The following is a 20898-nucleotide window of genomic DNA, read 5'->3' as shown; positions in this document are numbered from 1 at the left end:
CATTATATCACAAACTGTTTTATTTTGTAGGTTCAAACAAAATTTTCCCAATAAAAATACAAAGAGTGAGAATTTTCGACATTACATGACTCACTCTTTGCTGCGGGGTGATACCAATCGATTTAACAACGGGCGATATTTCTCACCCGCAATTTGCGATATTTCAACCATGATTTCGGTACTGAAAATGAGGATCGTTACCACCATTAAGGAATTAAGAAGGGTAGCCTGTGAAAAAAGTACGGCCGCTAAACTAAATAGCGCACTAAGGGTGTAAATCATAATAACCGTCTGCGGATGACTGCATCCCAGCTTTAATAAATTATGGTGTAAGTGAGCAAAGTCGGCTTTCATAATCGGCTGATCGTGCAGCATTCGGCGAACAATGGTAATTATGGTATCAGAGATTGGTACTCCAAGTATAAGAATTGGAATAATAAATGAAAATAACGTTACATTTTTAAATCCGAGCAGGGAAAGTACACTGATCATAAAGCCTAAAAACATAGCTCCTGTATCTCCCATAAAGATTTTAGCGGGGTAAAAATTAAAAACTAAAAATCCCAATGCAGCTCCTAATACGATTAACCCCATATACATCACAAATTCATTGCCAATCATAATAGCCATACTCGTGATCGTTAATAAAGCAATCGAAGAGATGCCTGCCGCAAGCCCGTCCAATCCGTCCACTAAATTAATCGCATTTGTAATTCCAATGATCCAGAATAACGTAATAGGAATACTTAAAAATCCAAATTCAATAGGAGAGCCAAAAGGGAGGTTTATAAATTCAATCTTCACTCCGCTGGCAATGACAACAAGCGCTGCAAGAGATTGTCCGCCCAGCTTGTACAATGGAGGAAGACTAAAGATATCATCTAAAAATCCAGTAATTGCAATAATGACTCCACCTATAAGGAGGGGGTACAAATAGGGGTGATAAGGAGTAAAATAAACCATCCCAAATATAACACTTACAAAAATAGCTAAGCCGCCCAGCCTTGGCATTTGTTTAGTATGAACCTTTCGATGGTCAGGTTGGTCTGTAGCTCCTATATAAACTGCAAATTTGATAATCAATGGAGTAAGTGCAACCGCCAGTAAAAAACAAAAAAGAAGCGCTTGAAGTTCCATAGTGCACCTCCTTTCTGTTAACTCTATGGTGTAGGGACAAGCTGCACTATACGTGTGATTCGACTTCTATAGGTGATTTATACATAATGTCATAAATTTTAGTTACTTGTTGGGCAAGGTGATTGGAAGAGTACCGACTTCGTGCAAAATGGTAAAAGCGGTCTCCCATTACTTGACGTTCGTCTTTGTTTTTCTCATAAGCTAAATGTAAAGTGGTAGTAAGTTCCTCACACTCCGTCACCCACCCGTATTTATTAGAAGGAACAAGTTGAGGAACACCGCCTACATTTGTAGTAATAACAGGAACTCGTGCTCTCGCAGATTCTAATAAAACTAGAGGAAAACTTTCACTTTTAGAAGTAAGTAACGTAACATCCATCAAGGGTAAAATCGAAGAAACATCTTCTCTATGACCGAAAAAATGAACATGACGGTCAAGATTACTGTCTGAACATAAGCGTTTTAACTCCCGTTCTCTTGATCCGTTTCCAATCAAAACTAAATGGGAATTAGGATTCTTTTTATTCAACTCTGCAAACGCTTGAATGGCAAGCTCGTGCTGCTTCACCGGTTCTAACCTGGCAACCATCCCAATGAGGAAGTCAGAATCTGCAAATCCAAAGTCCTCTCTAAAGCTATTTTGATTAGGAAGTACGTTGAAATCAATCCCATTATAAATGGTCGAGATTTTCTCCTTAGCTACCCCGATATTATGCAGCAGATTTTTAAAGCTTTCCGATATAGCCATGCAATGATCAGCTTGTCGAATAGCACATTTATGAAGCTTTGCAAACATACTGCCTTTAACACCATGCCCCATAAAATCATCATCGGGATTACTATGAAGAGTAAGAATCCATGGAATGGATAAGGAAGTCTTTAATATGTTCATTAATACATTAGCACGTGGACCGTGGGTATGCACCATATCAATGTTTTCATTCTCAATGTAACGCTTGATATGAAATAAAACGGATAAATCATAAGGGAAACTCTGTTTGAAATTTACTGTGTCAATTGATAGTTCACGCGCCTTATGAAACATTTCGCCATCTTCCAATACACCTAAAACGACTTCGTCATGATCCAGCATATTTAATAAAGAAAGAATGTGACTCATTCCGCCGCCCGTTTCATTACCTGCGTTTAAATGAAGAATTTTCACTTGAAGATCCCCTCATTTCTACCGTTGTTGCTTTTAGACTGCTACTTTTTTAATAAAATATGCCAAATGAATCTTGGCAATTGTAGCATTCGTTTCCAGCGACTCGGTTGTTTTATTAATCGATAAAGCCATTCCACATTAAGTTTCCGCCAAAATTCTGGTGCCCGCTTCACGTGTCCTGCCCATCCGTCAAAGCTTCCGCCTACTCCCATAAATAATCCATGAGAAAATTCATTACGAAATTGATGTATCCACTTTTCTTGATTAGGAAATCCTAATCCTACAAATACGATATCCGGCTCTGCTTCCTTTACATTATTAACAACATTTGCATCTTTTAAATCAAAATAACCATGATGTTGACCTGCTACAATGAGTTTTGGAAATTTTTGCTTGATTTGATTTACCGCCTCATAGAGCACAGCTTCTTTTGCACCGAGGAAGTAGCATCGTAATTGGTCACGATTCGCTTTTTTCAACAGATCTTCCATAACATCAAAGCCGGCGATACGCTCGGGGAGTGGTTTCTTCATAAGCTTAGAACCAATCACAACTCCTATGCCATCGGCAATGACATAATCGGCTTCACGTAATATATTGCTGTACTCAAGATCACGCTCGGCTTCCATAACAATTTCAGGATTTGCGGTTACTAAAAAAATGTTCCTTTGTTCCTTTAGGGCAGGATATAAATGCTGTGTTAGTAATTCGTAATGAGTTGTGTTAAAAAAAGGAATTCCTTTAATTTCAACATACGCTTCATTTGTTCTCATCTCAAGACACCTTCCTATTATTTTACAAAGATTAAAAATATATTAATAAAGTCCTTACATGAAAGGGATGGTTTATATAGGTAAATTAGGAGTATGATATAAGGAAGGCAACATTTTATCAGGAGTGGTTCAATGAACGACTTTAAATATTGGCTGTTCACCTTACATATATTACTCATTGCATTCGGACTCATCTTACCTTCTGAGCTGTTCGGATATATCATTACCATCATTATTGTAGGCTTTACTATTTTTTACTCGAAAAATGGGCTGCTGCTGTTATTTGTTATCTTTCCTGTCCGTCCTTTTTTAGTTGAAATAAACGGCGGATATATTCTTTTAGCTGACCTTATTCTTCTAACAGCTGTATGCATAGCAGTCTATCAACGGTCTCAGCCTATTTCATATTGGATCAAAGAATATAAATGGGCCGGGCTTTTTCTTTCTATCTTAATAGTCGGCTTATTATCGGGACTTCATACAGGCATATCTGTCCCCGCCGGCCTGTTTCAAATTCGAGCTTTACTAATTACGTTTTTGGTCATTATTTTTGTAAAAGAATCTCATTGGCAGCGAACAGAACTAGACAGAATAATCGGCATATCTATTGCGACAGCCCTATTCGTATGCGTTCATGGCTGGGTGGAAAAAATAAGCTCACGTCACTGGCTTTTGCCAGCTGAATGGCGGGACTGGAATCTCGCATCAGCAAATGAAATGCGCATATATGGCTTACTTGCTAATCCGAATGTGCTTGCTACTTATTTGCTCATTGTATTTTTCAGTACCTTTTTATTAAAAAATACTAATTCAAGAAATAAACCTTTAATGATCATTCGAATTTTATTAGCCGGTACCTCCTTACTCACTTATTCTAGAGGAACATTGCTGGCATTCGCAGCTGGGGCTGTCGTTTTTATTATACTTAGAAAAGCGTGGAAGCAAGTACTGCCTTTATTTCTATATGCTGTCGTCAGTTTTTCTCTCATCTATTACCCAATGGATCGCGTATCAGAAATGATCGACGAATCAGGATATTTTAACACAACGGAGGAAGAAAGACCTCCTGATCAAGTTCAAGAAGAACCAGCTTCTCCTATTATAAAAGAAAATAATGTGCTGATCGAAAGGTTTAAAGAAATGTTCTCGGATCAGACCATTCAAGCAAGTGCTGAATGGGGAAGAATTTATGTCGTTTTAAAAGGTCTTGAAATATTTCAAGACTACCCTTTGACTGGAAGCGGCTTTGCCACTTATGGAGATGCCGCGTCCCAAAGCTATTCCTCCCCTATTTACGAGAGGTACGGCATTCCTAATAACCTATACACCGACAATCAATACATCTCTCTATTAGTAAGTACAGGGATAATTGGAACGCTTCTTTTTCTCACTCTTTGCTTTTTGATGATTAAAAGAGTATGGCAGTTAAAAAATAACTTTTGGCGAAGTATAAGTCTCAGTGCTATAGCCACTCTATTAGTATCTGGACTTTTTTACAATATTCTTGAAGATAAGACGTTCACCCTTTACTTCTATTTCATAATAGGTTACGTATTAAACAAAGAAAAATTGGAGAAGTATTATGAAATGGATTAAATTATTTGGAATGATAACCATCCTTTCCGGTATCGGTAAAATATTAGGTTTTTTTAGAGAAGCATTAATTGCTTCTCTCTTTGGAGCAAGTGAAACCGCAGATGTATTCTTTGTCGCTTATTTAATACCGACCATTTTATTTACTGCTTTAGGAACAGGGATTCAAGCGGGAATTATTCCTCTCTACATTCAAAAAAAACAAAGCACTCCTAATGAAGCGAACATGTTATTAAATAAACTGGCCACTCTGTTTTTACTTGTTTCCCTAAGTCTCACTGTTATAGCCATGGTGGCAGTCAAGCCACTAGTTTTCTTAATTGCTCCAGGGTTTAGTGCAGACCAATCAAGTTTAGCTGCCGGTCTTACTTTGATCATGATGCCATCGTTATTATTTATGACTGCGCAATCGTTCACACAGGGTATATTACATGCTAAAGAAACATTTGGTCCACCAGCCTTGGCCCCTATTGTAAACAATGTGGGGATCATCGTAAGCATGTTTCTTCTATATCAATGGCTGGGAATCTACGGATTAGCTGTGGGAGTACTTGCAGGAAGTATTCTTCAACTATTGGTTCAATGGCCTTTTCTACCTTTAAAGGACTTCAAGTTTTATTGGCCATGGCAAGAATGGCAAAGTCTTAAAACCATTATTAAACCTTTCTGGCCAATCATTCTTGCTTCTTTAGTTGTTCAATTTAACAGTGTGGTAGACAGAGTAGTTGCTTCTTTTTTAATAGACGGAAGCGTTTCTGCCTTAAATTACGGAAATCGCTTATTGTGGCTGCCTCTTAGTATTTTGTTAATGCCTATTTCAACTATTCTTTATCCCCAATTAGCTAAACAAGCTGTTAATCAATTTTATTCTTTTATTGAGCTTGTTCAAAGAGGAATGACGATCATTATTCTCTTTTCCATCCCGTTAATGACCGTCATGATTGTCGAAGCAGAAACTCTAGTTTCCTTAGCTTTTGAACGAGGAGCTTTTGACCATAAAGCTGCTGCATTAACGACCATGGCTTTTGTATTTTATACGACAGCACTGCCGTTTTTCGCGCTGCGTGATTATTTAATGAACAGCGTCTATGCCTATCATTCCAATCATACAGCATTAAAATCCTGTCTGATTGGTGTAGCGTTAAATATGATGTTAAGTTTTTCTCTAGCTCCTTTTTTCGGTGTTGGCGGGGTCGCTATTGCAACGAGTTTATCCATGGTGGTTCAATCCGTTTATTTATACAAGAAGGTTATGAATATAAAACAAGTAAGAAAAACTGTTTACACAAAAGATTGGCAAAAATGCTTGCTGATTGTCTTACTTATCCTTCCAGCAGCATGGATACTTTCTCAGTCTATTGCCCCTTTGAACATGTGGCTGAAACTTTTTCTCGTTACCCTCTTAATCTTTAGCAGTTACGCAGGTTTATTATGGGTATTTAACGTCGAATCTTTTAAAAAAGAATGCCGTAAAATCTTAAAGAGAGGGGAATCATCTTGAACATCTTAATAACTACAATTTTTAATTATCCCCATGAAGGGGGACTCTCCTCCCATATAACAACACTAAAAAAAGGATTAGAAAAAGAAGGTCATTTAGTTGATGTTCTTTCATTTTCAGATCTGCCAAATTGGAAAAGAAAATTATTCGCACAGGGACCGGGATACGTTATGAACAGAATTAAACACGGTAAAGGCCAGCTTCATAACGATTTACAAAGAAAATCGCTTCTTTCAAACATCATTCTGGAAAAGGCGCCTTCCTATGATGTCATTAATTCACAGGATATCTTTGCTACGCTTGCTTCTTTAGAATGTGGTTTACCTGTAGTCGCCACTGTTCATGGTTATTACGCATATGAAGCAATCAGCAGAGGTGCCATTCACCCAAATACAGATGAAGCAGAAAAAATAAAGAGATTCGAACAACAAGCTTATAATGGTGTCCAATTAAACGTAACTGTTGACAAAAGGATTTGCGGTTATGTTAAAGAAACATCTGGAGTTGAAGCTCAAATCATTCGTAATTTCATTGATACTGAGCAGTTCAACCATTATTCACGTCCTGAACTAACACGTTCTAAATACCATCTCCCACAGGACGCTTTCATGTTATTCGTTCCAAGAAGACTGACAGAAAAGAACGGCGTGGTCTACCCGTTACTCGCTTTAAAACAAATACACGATCTTTACCCTAATGTCATTCTTGTATATGCCGGCACTGGAGAGCAGCTGTCAGCTTTAAAGAAGAAGACGGAAGAATTTAATCTTCAGAACTATGTTTATTTTCTAGGTTCCGTGCCACACCAAGATATGGTCGAGCTTTATCAAACCTCCCAGATTGTACTCATTCCAAGTGTACATTCCCATGGAGTAGAAGAAGCAACTTCGATCTCTGCCATTGAAGCGATGGGGTCAGGAACTCCTGTCATTGCTGGATCAATTGGAGGGCTAAAAGAATTGATTACTCACGACGTTGATGGGTTATTGTTTGGTGACCGGGATGAAAAAATGTTAAGTGATTTTATTCGATATCTTGTGGAAAACCCTGAAATCGGGAAAACGTTGGCTAAACGTGCCAAACAAAAAGTCATTTCTAACTTTTCTCATATCACAGCCGCCAAAAAGTTTGAGGGCTTATACTCACAGGCGATACAAAAAAGAGCATCTACTTCCCTTAAGGAATAGATGCTCTTAGCGCATTAAGTAGCGGCCTGTTTGCTGCTCCGTTCTTTCATAACTTTCTCTTGATATTCCTGCTTTTGTTTTTTAGACATTTTCTTGTAGTCTTTTAAAAACTCATCGTAATGATCCAGTACTTCGGAAGAAGGACCATATTCTTTCACTTGTCCAAATTCAAGCCAGACCACCTTTTCACAGAACTTTCTCATTTGTCCGATGGAATGACTGACGAAAAACATCGTCTTTCCTTTTTCTTTAAATTCGTACATTTTGCTTAAGCTTTTTTCTGCAAAAGCTTTATCCCCTACAGACAGAGCTTCATCAATTAATAGAACATCAGGATCAACATTTACTGAAATGGCAAAACCTAAACGGGATTTCATCCCGCTAGAGTATGACTTAACGGGCTGATCAATGAATTTCTCCAACTCAGCAAATTCAATAATTCCCTCTTCCAATTCATCAATTTCTGCCTGACTAAATCCCAGCATAAGAAGTTTCAACTTAATATTTTCTCTACCTGATAACTTACCATCAAGTCCAGAGTTTACAGCTATCAACGCAGCCTGCCCCTTGACTTCCACTGAGCCCGTCGTTTCCGGAACTACACCTGCGATAATATTCGATAACGTGGACTTACCTGAACCATTGACCCCAATAAATCCAACGATATCTCCCTCATCCACATCAAAACTGACATTTTGAAGCGCATAGAAGTCTTCTCCATATGATTTACCGGGCACCACTAAATCAAGCAGTCGCTCACGCGGATTAGAAAACAATTTATATTTTTTTGAAACGTCACGTACGATGACGGATTTACCCATAGAATCACTTCCGTTTTTTATAGAAAATCTATGAAATGTCTTCGGAACTTAACATGAAGAGCCGCTCCAATAATAAAGAGCACAGCAATAACACCAACAAAATAAAGTGTGTACTGCCATTCTTCAATAAAATACCAACCTTGTCCCAGCAAAGAGGTACGGTAAGACTCCACTACATAGTAAAAAGGATTAATCTTCATTAGTATTTTCAACCAATTTAAATCTTCACCAAATTGACTGACGTCCCACAAAATAGGCGAAAGGTAAAGCAGCATCCTTAATGTCGACTGGAGAAACATTTGAACATCCCGCACGATAGTGGCCAGCGTTGACGTTATTAAAGAAATAGCATACAACAACGCCAGCACACCAATCATATATAAAGGCAGCTGAATGTAATAGATACTGATAGTAAAGCCCATCGCGTTAAGGATGACCATCACTAACGCTAAAAGAGTCAAATGAGGGTAGAACTTCGAGAAAATAACATAACTCGGAATTACGCTCATCGGAAAATTCATTTTCGATAACATTTTTATTTTTTTAAAGATGGATTTTGAAGCTTCTATAAGTCCCTGGTTAATCAAAAACCAAACGACTATCCCTGACAGCATCCATGGGAAGAAGTCCATTCCACCCTCGCCTACACGGTTACGAATTCCAAAGCCGAATACAAACCAATAAATTGAAATTTGTATCGCTGGGTTTATTAATTCCCAAAGCATCCCTAAATAATTATTCATGTTCGAGCTTTTGATTTCGTATAAAGATAACCGTCTGACTAAATAGAAGTAATTCACTTGTTCTTTTATTACGGTTAAAGCAGACTTCATAATGGTACCTTCCTTAATCATTCAAAGATCGTAACACCCGTCAAATTATACTAAGGTTTTCTTAGAAACACAACAAGTGATTATTTAAATACAGTTTCTACTACACGCTTAGATGATTCTCCCTTTTCCCAAGAGCAAAAGCGATCATAAAAAGCTTCAAATGATTCCCCTAATTCATAATTATTACGTTCAAACTCTTTAATAGAATCGATGACTTCGTTTGTCGTTTTTGCTAATGGTCCTGGAGCTTCCTTCTCCAAATCAAGATAGAATCCACGTAAACTATCACGATACTCATCAATGTCATACACATAAAAAATGATAGGTCTTCTTAAATTGGCATAATCAAAAAACACAGATGAATAATCCGTTATTAAGATATCTGAGATTAAATAAAGGTCTCTTATATCTTCGTGTTTAGAGAAATCATACGCAAAACCTTCAAAAGGGCCTAAATCAAAATTCTCAGCGATTAAGTAGTGCATCCGGAGCACGACTACATATTCTTCACCAAGGTCTTCTCTCATTTTCTGCAAATCCAAACTTAAATCAAATTTGTATTTACCTCTTTGGTAAAATTGATTATCTCTCCAAGTTGGTGCATATAAAACAACTTTCTTATCTAGAGGGAGATTGAGGCTCTCTTTAATGTGATCAATGGCCTCTTGATTATTTTCTTGATATAAATAATCATTTCGTGGATAGCCTGACTCAATCATGTTTTTGCTAAACAAGAAAGCACTTCTAAAAATGTTACTGGAGTACTCATTAGGTGCTACTAAGTAATCCCATTTGTTTGCTTCCTTTATAAAGTTACTTTTATACTTAAGTGTGTTAGTTCCCGGCATATGAACTTCTTCCATGTCAGCAGCTAATCGTTTTAAAGGCGTCCCGTGCCACGTTTGTACATATTCTGTTTCTTTGGGTTTAGGCAGCCAATTGGGTAATCTAGTGTTCGTTACCCAATATTTTGCTCGTGTCATAACAAGCAGCCATTTCAAGGAAAATCGCCTAACAACTGGCAGCCCTCTTTCTAAAAACTCCTCATAGTGTCTGCGGTCGGCACTCCAAATAAGGCTGTAAGACGGATAATTCTTATCCATATATTCGTATATAGCTCTCGGGCTGTCGCTATATTGTTTTCCGTGGAAACTTTCAAATACAACTAAGTTTCGTTTTCTTGGTAAGTAACTAACAAGTTGGAAAACATTTTTATAAAAGTTTAAAGCCCGCTTCCCTCTTCGTGCTTTTACGATATTGTTTTCAACTTTATGAGCATATTCTTTAATAAGACTATCTTCTAAGAAATGTATGGTTAAAAAATTCATGACTTTACTTGTGGAAATTTTAAATTTTATATCATGGTTGTTAACTTTTGTCACAACACTTTCATCTAAAGGTTCCTTCCCATAGTATTTCAAGCGAGGGCTTTCCCTCCACATGGTTTGATTTCCGTCGAAGGTCTCTAGTTCAATGGATACCTTTAAATAATTAGGCAACTCTTCTTTTACAGTTTCCCCCAGCTCAATTTCAGAGGTAAAACTATAAAAATCCGCTTCTTCCTGCCTAGTGATCTGCACGGGAAATCTGGACTCTATATTAAAAGCATCATTCACTAACAAGTTAGCATCTGTCACATTCTCTAAATCAACTTTTTCTAATGAGCCTTCAATAAGTAATTGGCTTTCTTCTGCAACTCTCACCTGATTAATGCCTGCAAAAAAATCAATTTCACTATAGCGGAAGGAAACATTTCCTTTCTTTGTCAAATAAGGATGAAATGTTATCCCACTCTCTTCTTCTTTAATTCTTACATATTCAATCGAACGTTTTGTGGTACGAAGTCTGTGGTTGCCATCTCCATTTTGCAAATACAGATCCCAAAATTTACCATTCAACAATTTTCTTTCCCAGTATTTATAATCCAGATGTCCATATAAGAGCCTCAACTCGTTGTTAACATCCTTCTCTTGTAACGGAAGGTTTATCTCTTCAGATGATTGGCGATTAATGAGAATTAGTCTGTTAATTCTGTCATCTTCTTTAGAAATTGGGATAAAAATTGAAATTCGACCATCTTGATGCAGTTTAATATCTGCTACGCTTGGTTTTAAATGTTTTTTCATCTCAGTTATGGCTCCTTTAGCTAATCAAAATTATCTAAATCTCTAGAATACGATTGTACACTCTTTGACAGTTATTTTTGTCTATTTCAGAAAAGATCAAATGTTTTTTAGTCGCAACCTCTTCCTTTTCAGTAAAATCATTTTTAATATATACCGCAATTTGATTAACTAACTCATCTTCAGAATAGCATATATCCCCTAGGAAAGTTTCTTCAACTGGTCTTAAAATGCCTTTTCTAAAAAAAGAGTCACGATCAAAATGATAAAACACTACAGGTTTTGACATATAGTTAAAATCAAAGGAAACAGATGAATAATCTGTGATCATTAAATTATTTTCTAATAAAAGTTCTTGTACCGCTTTGTCCCCTAATTTGAGGACATTAATATTATCATTATTAATTTCAAAGTGGTCTACAAATGGCTGCATCCGATAGTGTGGAAAGAAATTCAACTCAACATTATTTTCTTTTAACACCTCATGGAGTCTTTCATTTTGCAACATCCCTTTGTACCTTTTGTAGTATTCAGATTCCAGAAAATCATTTTCGTTCAATAACCAGTCTCGCCAAGTTGGAATAAATAAAATTGATTTTTTACTGATATTATTATTATTAAGTAATGAGTCAAAACGAGTTAACCCGGTAATTTCAACTTCATCCTTATTATACCCTAGTTTTTTCTCCACTAAATTCTTCTCTGGCCAAGAACTTACACAAAACAAATCAAAAGGATACTTATAGTAGTCTTTATGATATTCGACGTTTTTTCTTCCTAATACACCGTGTTGTAAAAAAACTTTCTTTCCTTGCTTATATGAATTAAATTCAATTCCTTTTGCTGGAAGAAAATATTCTAAATCATGAGAACCTATAAAAGCTGTAGCAGATGAGGCAATCTTATAGTGTTCAATCGAACCAATATTTACTACATTCCCTAGTGATTCAATACGCGTTCGATCTTCAGCGTGTGAATCAATAGCATAATATACTTGCTTTTCGGGATAGTTTTCTCTGCAGAATTTAAAGAAGTGATAACCAGTATCTTGAGCTGTGTTTGATCTTTCTCCTATTAACCAAATGTCATCCAGGCACTCTTCACTAGAGCCATTACTTTCATAAGACAAATATGAGAGAGCTTCTGAAGGGATGCAATTCGTTTCAATCTTCAAATTTCCACTTGGCGTGTAAGTTAGATAATTAATTTCGTAATTATCTTCTCTAGATATAACAACTCTATCAAGCACATCATCTTTGTAGTAAGTGAATTCTTCACAACCAAGTCTTCTCTCTTTTGTGATCCCTTTGTAATTAAATTGGACATAGAGATCAAAAATTTTTTTCCTCTCTTTGGATAAAGAAAGTAAAGAACCTAAATTAATTTGGACGTCAAACCCGCTAAAGTGATAACGATAACCAAACTTTTCAAGGTTATTGTATTTGCCTTCCAGTGGAAGAACACTTTCCTGTTCTGTTTCTCTCTCTCTAAGAATTAAATTCCTTACAACCTCTTTCTCAGATATCCATTCAACGGTGTCTAAATAAGCATGGCCACTTAAATTCAACTCATGATTAGAGAATTTAAAGCTTTCAACATTTCGCTCAATACTTAAATCCTTTATTACTATGGAGAGTTGTTTATTAACAGTGGGATACATATACACTTGATTAATTTTTTCTTTCCCTAACTCTATTCTAGATTGATAGGCTAGCGCTTCTGCATCTAATTTAAATCTATAGACTGCTTTATCCTCATGGTAAGGAATTCGCAAATAAACATCCCATCTATATTCTCCACCGTCCTGTGAAATGATCTCTAAATAGTTTAATAGAAAATTAAATCGCAAAGTACTGTTTTCGTCTATACTTAAATCAATTGAACTTAAGTGCGACTTGCCAGTATTTCGTTGTTCAACAACCACTTTCGCTTGATCAATTTTATGATTCTTATCCAAAACAACTCCGTCTAATGTGCCACTGCACTTAACAGTATAGTTATCAACAACTTTTGCTTGAACATCAAGCATTTGTACTGTAGCTGATTTTATTTTAGAAGATAAAGCTCCATTCTTAGTCATATAAAAGGTATTCCATCTTGACTCTCTGTTCGTCTGATAAGTTTGCGCCTCTATGTGCTCTGTTATGTTATTATCTTCGATTAGGATACGATAGTTTTTCTTCTCATTTACTTTTAAGTAATAATCCCAGGTTCCTTTTGAAGGTTGGAAAGAAGGCAGATCAACAACTGCCTGCCATTCATTTTTTAATACAGTAGTTGGCAGTTGATATATTAAATTTGAACCTCTTTTCTTCATTATTATTTTACAATTTAATTTAGTTTCATTATCTGCGAACAACCAGCCTTTTATTATTGGTTGCTTGGTGTGGTATTGAATATCCAATAGTCCATGCGGCAGATCTTTTGTATGATTTAATGTGAATCTTTCAATAACTTTTATACTGAAATTTCCTTTTATTGTAGTATATGGAACTAATAAGTAGTCCTCTAATTCGTGTGTGTGTGAATAATCCTTAAGATTAGAAGATAATGAAGTTAAAGGTTTCAATCGAGTTTCTTCCTCATTAATACGCAAGTAAAATGCACATTTATCATAATCTAATAAGTAGTGGTCTTTTAAATTAATTTTCGCTCTATTTTCGTCGATAATCCCTACTTCACTAATTTCTTCACTATTTTTCATATCTTTTATTACGATCTTCGCCTGAGCTTTCTTTATAGTAACTCTTTCTGATAAAGTCAAAAGCACAAGATTCCGATCAAATTGCACATCTTTGATTTTAATATCCATGGTATTTATATCGCTTTCTTCTGAAGAAATCTCTTCTTTAATTTTATGAAAAAATGATTTTATGCGCTTCATTGCTGTTCCCCCCAATTTTACCCATCAGTCCATTTAATAAAAAACTCCATAAAGACTATTTTAAACATTATTAAATAGCTCATCAACTAAGTTGTGCTTTTATTAAACAGCTTTATGTTACAAATATTTCAGCCAATAAATTCACCTCCCCCATTTTCCCATATAATAGTAAATATACTTGTAAACTTATAGGTTAATACTACTTTTTTTTACAAAATTCTTTAAAAACCTTTATTTTATTTGAGTAAATAGTATGTTTTTTTGTCATATTTCGTTCATTTTTTTGTAATGTGATGTTATACTATGTCCATAATAATGAACAACAAGAAAATAATGGAAGTATTTTAATAGTTTTGTATGATACAGATTTCCTTAGTATCACCTAATTTACTACACATTGCTTTTAAATACTTTTGAGAGGGTGAGGCCTATGCAGAAATCTTCTTAAAAGTAATGTTTATTTAAATAAGTAATTAGGAGGTACAAATGTAAATGCAGTCTAGCTTTCCAAGATTATTATTGGCTTTTTTATTCTTAGTTCCATTACTTGTTTATATTCCAGGGGTTGAACACTCTGTAATAGCAGAGGAAGAAATAAGAGGAGTTGCATTGAAGGATTCAACTACTGTATTTAGTGAGACGAGCAAAAACTCTAAATCTCTTAAACAGTACGATAAAGGATCTATTCTCAGGTACCGTCAACATACTAGTAATTGGTACATTGCAACGGTCTATTTAAATTATAAAGCCCATACTGGATATATACATAAAGATGACGTTGAGAATGCTGCAGCTTCCCAAGATTCATTAGAGGGAAGAGCCAACAACAGTATAGTAAGTGTTTATGAAGATGCTAACACCAGTTCGAGAGCATTAAAATCCTACGGGCAAGGTTCTATTCTAAAGTATAAAACTTTTTCTGAGAATTGGTATGAAGCTACTGTCTACTTGAATTATGAACCGCATACCGGCTATATACATAAGAGTCATGTTGAAACTGCCATTGAGAATCAAGAGGATTTATCAGGGATAGCCCTTGCTCAATCCACTAATGTATATTCAAAGGCTGCCAAAGATTCCAAAGTATTAAAGTCCTACTCTAACGGGAAGATTTTAAAGTATAAGTCTTACTTAGGTGATTGGTACGAAGCTACTGTGTACTTAAACCATGAAGCTCACACCGGCTATATACATAAAGATGATGTAGAAACTGGTCAAGCTAATGGTCAAAAAGGATCTGGAGTTTCCCTTCTAAACCCTACAAAAGTATACGCTGATGCTACTACTAACTCAAAAGCATTAAAATCCTACTCACCCGGTTCAATTATTAATTACAAAAGGTATTCAAGTAGCTGGCACATTGTAGAAATTACAGTTAATGGCAACAAAGAGATTGGTTATATTCACAAAGACCACCTTGAACAAGCTGCTGATACTACTAGTGAGTATCGGGGGATAGGATTACAGTCCCCTACCCGTGTTTTTGAAGCAGCTTCCACTAATTCAAAGGCACTAAAGTCTTATAGTAAGGGGAAAATTTTGCAATATAGAGATTTCTCATCAAATTGGTATGAAGCCACTGTTTATTTAAATCACAAAGCCTATACCGGTTACATCCATAAATCTCATGTAGAAAACCTCCCGAGTGATCAAGAAGCAGTAAGAGGATTAGCAGCTGTTAACAATACTACCATGCACCAGTATGCTTCCAAAAATTCTACTACTCTTGAATCTTTCGATAGAAACGACATTTTAGACTTAAAAACTTTTAGTACCAATTGGTATGAAGCCGAAGCTTACATCAACGACAAGAAGCGTACAGGTTACATCCATAAAGATCAAGTCAGTATCGAAAATTTAGTCTATGACACTACTAACTATGGCCATCACTTTGAAGATGTTCTGGATATTCAAATGACAAGAACTCCTAAAGCAGATGGGGCAGGTAAAGTAGGTGCAAGCAGAGAACAAGTTGCCTATTATTTAAACCCTGAAAATTTTGATAAAAACTCTAGCAGCTTTTATCAGTTTTTGAAGTTATCTCAGCCTGCTGGGTTAGATTCTTCTGAAATAAACCAAAAAGTTTTATATAACTCAGGTATTTTACAAGGAACGGCCTCTTCTTTTATAGAAGCTGGGAAAATTCATGATATAAATGAAGCTTACCTCATTTCGCATGCTATTCATGAGACTGGACATGGCACATCTACCCTAGCAAAAGGTGTTCCTGTTGATGGTAACGGAAATGTTGTTTCAGAGAATAATAAGGTGCACACTGTTTATAATATTTATGGGATAGGGGCTGTTGATAACGCTCCCGTTTCAGGGGGGGCCAAACGAGCCTTTAATGAGGGTTGGTTCTCACCGGAAGAAGCAATTATTGGAGGAGCACGCTTTGTCTCAGTGAATTATGTTCACCGAGGACAAGACACTCTGTATAAAATGCGCTGGAACCCTGATAGTCCTGGACATCACCAATACGCTACCCACGTAGCTTGGGCAGATATCCAAACAAGAACAATCGCTAACATCTACGATGCTATTGATAACTATGTATTAGTATATGATGTACCTTCATATACTGGACAGCCTTCTTCTGCGCCTGAACCAGAACCAGAGGATCCTAACGGTACTTATATTGACTACCCAGAGAACATTAAAGGGGAAGTTGTAGTACAATCAGGATCAAACCTAAACTTAAGAAGCGGTCCATCTACTGATGATTCAATAGCAGGTTCTATCCCAAGTGGCGCTAAGATTGATATTATCGGCACCAATGGTTCTTGGTATGAAGTATCTTTCAACGGGTCCAAAGGATGGGTTAGCGGCGAATTTATTAAATTGCTAAACCTTTTAGAGGTAACTGCTACGAATTTAAATGTTCGATCAGGTCCTTCCACTAGTAATGGCTCTGTAGGGAAGCTACAGTCAAGTGATTATGTGGCTGGTGTACTAGACAGTAATTACCGTTTAGTAACCAATAATGAATGGTACAAGATCTATTATAACGGAACAGAAGCCTGGTCAAGTAGTGGTACAAATAATAATTATATTATTGAAAAATAAAATATAGTACTGAGAAGGATTACTTCCACTCGCAGTGGAAGTAATCCTTTTTTCTGATACAACTTAAAACATATGAAAATTCATGCAATAAAGTAACCTTTTTATGAGAGGGAGCTTCATCGTCTTACCTAACATCAAATTACTTGTAAGAGCCGCTTTTACTTATAGAAAGCTGCTCATTATGGTAGATATGGGAAAATTATCAATGAAAAGCTTGTTGTTTTAATTTGTAATTTCTTGTAGTATTAATACATGCACGTATAATTCTAGTATACTCGCCCTTTTTTATAAATTTGTAAATTGAATGTTTTATTTCTGTAAAATAAGAGGTATATACTCTATAGTGGAATGTTAGAGCATCCAAGGAGGAAATTATTAATGAAAAAAGTAATCACTTATGGAACCTTTGATTTGTTGCATTGGGGTCATATTAACTTATTAAAAAGAGCTAAAGATTTAGGAGATTATTTAATTGTAGCAATCTCCTCTGATGAATTTAACGAAATTAAAAACAAAGAAGCTTACCACAGCTTTGAGAATCGTAAAATGATTTTAGAAGCTATTCGTTATGTAGATGAAGTAATTGCAGAAGATAACTGGGAACAGAAAGTGGAAGATGTACAGAAGCATGATATTGATGTTTTTGTTATGGGCGATGATTGGGAAGGTAAATTTGACTTCTTGAAAGAATATTGTGAAGTTGTTTATCTGCCACGTACTGTTGGTATTTCAACTAGTAAAATAAAAGATGATTTATTTGATGTGAACAATGGTTAAAGACTTTATCATAAGCGTCTACCTGCTTATGTTTAGAACTTTTTTCAATATCGCTAAACTTAATCCCCAACGGAAGAAAACTGTTTTTGTCTCTTCTTTTGGGGATAATATTTTGTTTACAGTTGAAGCCCTAAAAAAACAGTACAATGGCGACATCATTATTCTTAAGGATGAGAAGTGTAAGTATTTCTTTCCGGAAGATTATCAGACCCAAGTATTTCCTTTTAACGTGAAAAAGCCAAAGGAATTTATCCAGTCGATCTATCACCTTGCCACATGCGAAAAAGTATTCGTTGATAATTATTTTGGATTTCTAGCAGCTACTGACTTTAATGAAAATGTTGAATGCATACAACTATGGCACGCATCTGGGGCAGTAAAGAAATTTGGATTAGCCGACCCATCCATTGAACATCGGACGAAGAAAGCGAACGACCGTTTTCGTAAAGTATATCAGCGTTTTGATAAAGTTGTCGTAGGCTCTGATAAGATGGCTGAAATATTTAAACAAAGCTTTAACCTGTCTGAAGAAAATATCCTTAAAACTGGTATTCCAAGAACCGATTTCTTTTATAGAGATCATTCATCCATTGTACAGAAACTAAAAGAAAAATATCCAGAAACAAAGAACAAGCAAGTGATTTTATACGCTCCTACTTTTAGGGATCATCAGCTGACGAACCCTGATATCCAGCTCGACCTAAAACAGATGTATGAAGCTTTACATGGCGACTATGTTCTCTTATTGCGGTTGCATCCAGCCGTGAAGACGAATTTCAAGAATCCTTATCCTGACTTTATTATTGATGTATCTTCGGGAGAAAAAATTAACCATCTGCTTCTAGTTTCTGATATTCTAATTACAGATTACTCTTCTATTCCATATGAGTTCTCACTATTGAATAAACCTATGATCTTTTACTCATTTGATTTAGAAGAGTATGCAAGAGTAAGAGGTTTCTGGGATGATTATCACACTATGACGCCTGGTCCTGTGGCCTATACGACCCAGGAGATTATTGAGATTATATGGACTCAATTTTATAATTACAATGAAATCGAGCAATTTTCAAAGCTATGGAATCAATATTCAGACGGGGAATCAAGCAAGAAACTTATTCAATCATTATACGGAGAGGTTCAGGAACGAGAATCCGTTTTAAACCCACAAAATTAACCCAGTGATGCACGTAATTTCACTGGGTTTTTTCTTTTTTAAATTTAGTTTTTATTAGGAAGACGAAAAGCACGCTTAATAATTACTTGATTGGATGACTCATCATTTCTTCCCTCTGTCTCACTATCTACTAAACTTTCAAATGTTTCTACCTCATCATCAAGTATATGTTCAGTCAGTACAGAAAAGTTGGAATCCGGGCTGCCGATAATTAATGTATCGTTCATTATAATAGGACCTGAGGGTGCCAGAGTGCCTCCAAGTTCTAATTCTCCTTGCTTTTCCCCGCTTTCAGCATCTAAAGCTTGCACAAGGCCTTTTGTGTTACCAAAATAAACAACATTATCTTTTGCAACCGGCGGAGCTTTCATTACTTCGTCCTCATATTCCCACTGTCTTTCACCTGACTTTAAATCATAGGCGTACATTTTTTTGTAATTGGACTCCCAACATAAATATGGTCATTATGTATCATTTGAGCGCCTGATTTATTATTTTTTACGAAGTCCCCTTGTAAAGCTGTAGTTACAATGATTCCTTCGGCTGATGCTGCTGGCACATCATCTAATCCTGCAAATACATGTGGGAATTCCTTTTGCCATTTTATTTCACCGCTATCCATATTAAAAGCAGTGAACTCAAATGGTGTGGGCCCGCTTCCTCCACCTAATCAATCTCCTTCTTGCTTTTGACTGTTTTTCGCTTTCTTTCTCCAGAATATTTTTTGCAATAATTCAATAACCGGTCGTTTCCCCTTTTGAACAACACCCGTCATTTCAGCAAATAGGTGGATTAAGAAGAGAAGCAGAAAAGTAATTCCTAACGAAATACCAAAAGACGTAAGAGAAAATAGAATAGCCAGAAAACCAAATAATGCACTAAATCCATAAATGATAAGTACAGTAGCTCTATGACTAAAGCCTGCAGCCAAAATTTGATAATGAATGTGCTTATTATCTGGCATCATGATTTTCTGATTATTTATAAACCGTCTCAAGATAGAAAACAGTGTATCAAAAAGAGGTATGGCCAGAACGATGATAGGTATAATGAAACTGAACAGTGTTACATTTTTAAACAAACCTACCATAGATATTACCGCCATCGAATAACCGAGAAACAAAGAACCTGAATCTCCCATATAAATTTTAGCCGGATAGAAGTTATGAAATAGAAAGCCTATATTGCTCCCTATTAAGACCACACAGATGTAAACAATTGCAATTTGAGGCTCCAGAGCAAGTGCCATTATGGAGATACTAATAAGTGAGATAGTGGTTACACCTGTAGCCAGTCCATCCAGTCCATCGATTAAATTAATGGCATTGGTTATCCCAATAATCCAAAAAAACGATAAGACAATACTAATAGGATCACTTAATGGGATCATACCGATAAAAGGGATCGTCAAAATATCCACCTGTAATCCAGAAAAAATAAGGACTGAGGCAGCTAGAACTTGTCCCCCTAGTTTCATTAAAGGTTTAATTTGATAACGATCATCTAATAAGCCCGTTAATACTATGATAACGGCACCTAAACTAATAGCTGTCCAATATTGTATGTCAGGCCTAATATACAGCATTCCAGCTGTTACTCCGCCAAATATAGCAAGTCCACCCATTCGCGGTGTAATGACGGCATGTATTTTTCGTGCTTCCGGGTGATCCATCATCCGCCATTTTCTCGCTAGTTTAATGACAGGAAATACTAGTAAATAACTTGCAGCCATAGATAGTAAAAGCGCTATGGCTATATCTATATATATATTCATAATAATCCTCGCTTAATCCACAAGGGAAACCCCTCAAAATTCATCCGTGTATCATTATATCATACGTGACCACTTGATTCTCTGCAT

At 36.1% G+C, this 20898-nt stretch carries 16 protein-coding genes; 6 read left to right on the top strand and 10 right to left on the bottom strand.

All coding sequences use genetic code 11. The annotated features are described in order from the left end of the window. Positions 1-90: 90 nt before the first annotated feature. From ACGTNH_RS06480 to ACGTNH_RS06470, 3 genes are read right to left on the bottom strand one after another with little or no spacing between them, the layout of a single operon-like run. Entirely contained in the window at positions 91-1137 is a 1047-nt protein-coding gene (locus ACGTNH_RS06480) for a glycosyltransferase family 4 protein (RefSeq protein ID WP_394585837.1), read from the bottom strand. Positions 1138-1183: 46 nt separating this feature from the next. Next, positions 1184-2302 carry a glycosyltransferase family 4 protein gene (locus tag ACGTNH_RS06475; RefSeq protein WP_394585836.1) on the bottom strand — a complete coding sequence of 373 codons (1119 nt, stop codon included), beginning with the start codon at positions 2300-2302 and terminating at the stop codon, positions 1184-1186. 41 nt (positions 2303-2343) lie between these two features. Then, positions 2344-3075: a WecB/TagA/CpsF family glycosyltransferase gene (locus ACGTNH_RS06470; protein WP_394585834.1), complete on the bottom strand. Its 732-nt coding sequence runs from the start codon at positions 3073-3075 to the stop codon at positions 2344-2346. A 132-nt stretch (positions 3076-3207) separates the two neighbouring features. Here ACGTNH_RS06470 and ACGTNH_RS06465 point away from each other — a divergent pair, with 132 nt between their 5' ends. The 3 genes from ACGTNH_RS06465 to ACGTNH_RS06455 are packed head-to-tail and all read left to right on the top strand — an operon-like array spanning position 3208 to position 7356. Then, positions 3208-4671 (top strand): O-antigen ligase family protein, encoded by a 1464-nt coding sequence (locus ACGTNH_RS06465; RefSeq protein ID WP_394585832.1) that lies wholly within the window; start codon positions 3208-3210, stop codon positions 4669-4671. Continuing rightward, on the top strand, positions 4658-6169 hold the full coding sequence (gene murJ / locus ACGTNH_RS06460; protein WP_394585830.1) for a murein biosynthesis integral membrane protein MurJ: 1512 nt from the start codon (positions 4658-4660) through the stop codon (positions 6167-6169). The genes ACGTNH_RS06465 and murJ overlap by 14 nt, the downstream gene beginning before the upstream one ends. Next, positions 6166-7356 carry a glycosyltransferase family 4 protein gene (locus ACGTNH_RS06455; RefSeq protein ID WP_394585829.1) on the top strand — a complete coding sequence of 397 codons (1191 nt, stop codon included), beginning with the start codon at positions 6166-6168 and terminating at the stop codon, positions 7354-7356. Before murJ ends, ACGTNH_RS06455 begins: the two co-directional genes overlap by 4 nt. Before the next feature lie 14 nt (positions 7357-7370). On the opposite strand, the gene tagH is transcribed toward ACGTNH_RS06455, so the two are convergent. The 4 genes from tagH to ACGTNH_RS06435 form a co-directional block, all read right to left on the bottom strand. Continuing rightward, positions 7371-8177: a teichoic acids export ABC transporter ATP-binding subunit TagH gene (tagH, locus tag ACGTNH_RS06450; protein ID WP_394585828.1), complete on the bottom strand. Its 807-nt coding sequence runs from the start codon at positions 8175-8177 to the stop codon at positions 7371-7373. 17 nt (positions 8178-8194) lie between these two features. Continuing rightward, positions 8195-9010: an ABC transporter permease gene (locus ACGTNH_RS06445; RefSeq protein WP_394585827.1), complete on the bottom strand. Its 816-nt coding sequence runs from the start codon at positions 9008-9010 to the stop codon at positions 8195-8197. Between the two features lie 80 nt (positions 9011-9090). Further along, complete coding sequence (locus ACGTNH_RS06440; protein ID WP_394585826.1) at positions 9091-11136, bottom strand: CDP-glycerol glycerophosphotransferase family protein; 2046 nt, start codon at positions 11134-11136, stop codon at positions 9091-9093. A 34-nt stretch (positions 11137-11170) separates the two neighbouring features. Next, positions 11171-14017: a CDP-glycerol glycerophosphotransferase family protein gene (locus ACGTNH_RS06435; RefSeq protein WP_394585825.1), complete on the bottom strand. Its 2847-nt coding sequence runs from the start codon at positions 14015-14017 to the stop codon at positions 11171-11173. Between the two features lie 492 nt (positions 14018-14509). On the opposite strand from ACGTNH_RS06435, the gene ACGTNH_RS06430 reads away from it, so the two are divergent. The 3 genes from ACGTNH_RS06430 to ACGTNH_RS06420 all read left to right on the top strand — a co-directional run bounded on the left by ACGTNH_RS06430 (position 14510) and on the right by ACGTNH_RS06420 (position 19037). Beyond that, positions 14510-17083 carry an SH3 domain-containing protein gene (locus ACGTNH_RS06430; protein ID WP_394585824.1) on the top strand — a complete coding sequence of 858 codons (2574 nt, stop codon included), beginning with the start codon at positions 14510-14512 and terminating at the stop codon, positions 17081-17083. A gap of 378 nt (positions 17084-17461) precedes the next feature. Further along, on the top strand, positions 17462-17860 hold the full coding sequence (tagD, locus tag ACGTNH_RS06425; RefSeq protein WP_394585823.1) for a glycerol-3-phosphate cytidylyltransferase: 399 nt from the start codon (positions 17462-17464) through the stop codon (positions 17858-17860). Beyond that, the gene (locus tag ACGTNH_RS06420) at positions 17853-19037 is read left to right on the top strand and encodes a CDP-glycerol glycerophosphotransferase family protein (RefSeq protein WP_394585822.1); all 1185 of its coding nucleotides are present in this window, start codon (positions 17853-17855) and stop codon (positions 19035-19037) included. The genes tagD and ACGTNH_RS06420 overlap by 8 nt, the downstream gene beginning before the upstream one ends. A gap of 44 nt (positions 19038-19081) precedes the next feature. Here the strand turns inward: ACGTNH_RS06420 and ACGTNH_RS06415 are convergent, their stop codons facing one another. From ACGTNH_RS06415 to ACGTNH_RS06405, 3 genes are all read right to left on the bottom strand, one after another. Continuing rightward, positions 19082-19465, bottom strand: coding sequence for a PQQ-binding-like beta-propeller repeat protein (locus ACGTNH_RS06415; protein WP_394585821.1), 384 nt, complete (start codon positions 19463-19465; stop codon positions 19082-19084). Then, a complete protein-coding gene (locus ACGTNH_RS06410) occupies positions 19447-19596 on the bottom strand; it encodes a hypothetical protein (protein ID WP_394585820.1) in 150 nt (49 codons plus the stop codon). Before ACGTNH_RS06410 ends, ACGTNH_RS06415 begins: the two co-directional genes overlap by 19 nt. Positions 19597-19707: 111 nt before the next feature. Next, the gene (locus tag ACGTNH_RS06405) at positions 19708-20811 is read right to left on the bottom strand and encodes a glycosyltransferase family 4 protein (RefSeq protein WP_394585819.1); all 1104 of its coding nucleotides are present in this window, start codon (positions 20809-20811) and stop codon (positions 19708-19710) included. Positions 20812-20898: the final 87 nt, after the last annotated feature.

It is taken from the genome of Halobacillus sp. B23F22_1 (assembly GCF_043497005.1).
GTDB lineage: Bacteria > Bacillota > Bacilli > Bacillales > Halobacillaceae > Halobacillus_A.
This window is presented reverse-complemented; position numbering and strand designations above follow the sequence as displayed.

Bases quoted from the DNA above. Each gene is read 5' to 3' on its own strand.
- ACGTNH_RS06480 (WP_394585837.1), bottom strand. From the start codon at position 1,137: ATGGAACTTCAAGCGCTTCTTTTTTGTTTTTTACTGGCGGTTGCACTT.
- ACGTNH_RS06470 (WP_394585834.1), bottom strand. From the start codon at position 3,075: ATGAGAACAAATGAAGCGTATGTTGAAATTAAAGGAATTCCTTTTTTT.
- ACGTNH_RS06465 (WP_394585832.1), top strand. From the start codon at position 3,208: ATGAACGACTTTAAATATTGGCTGTTCACCTTACATATATTACTCATT.
- murJ (WP_394585830.1), top strand. From the start codon at position 4,658: ATGAAATGGATTAAATTATTTGGAATGATAACCATCCTTTCCGGTATC.
- tagH (WP_394585828.1), bottom strand. From the start codon at position 8,177: ATGGGTAAATCCGTCATCGTACGTGACGTTTCAAAAAAATATAAATTG.
- ACGTNH_RS06445 (WP_394585827.1), bottom strand. From the start codon at position 9,010: ATGAAGTCTGCTTTAACCGTAATAAAAGAACAAGTGAATTACTTCTAT.
- ACGTNH_RS06440 (WP_394585826.1), bottom strand. From the start codon at position 11,136: ATGAAAAAACATTTAAAACCAAGCGTAGCAGATATTAAACTGCATCAA.
- ACGTNH_RS06435 (WP_394585825.1), bottom strand. From the start codon at position 14,017: ATGAAGCGCATAAAATCATTTTTTCATAAAATTAAAGAAGAGATTTCT.
- ACGTNH_RS06430 (WP_394585824.1), top strand. From the start codon at position 14,510: ATGCAGTCTAGCTTTCCAAGATTATTATTGGCTTTTTTATTCTTAGTT.
- tagD (WP_394585823.1), top strand. From the start codon at position 17,462: ATGAAAAAAGTAATCACTTATGGAACCTTTGATTTGTTGCATTGGGGT.
- ACGTNH_RS06420 (WP_394585822.1), top strand. From the start codon at position 17,853: ATGGTTAAAGACTTTATCATAAGCGTCTACCTGCTTATGTTTAGAACT.
- ACGTNH_RS06415 (WP_394585821.1), bottom strand. From the start codon at position 19,465: ATGTACGCCTATGATTTAAAGTCAGGTGAAAGACAGTGGGAATATGAG.
- ACGTNH_RS06405 (WP_394585819.1), bottom strand. From the start codon at position 20,811: ATGAATATATATATAGATATAGCCATAGCGCTTTTACTATCTATGGCT.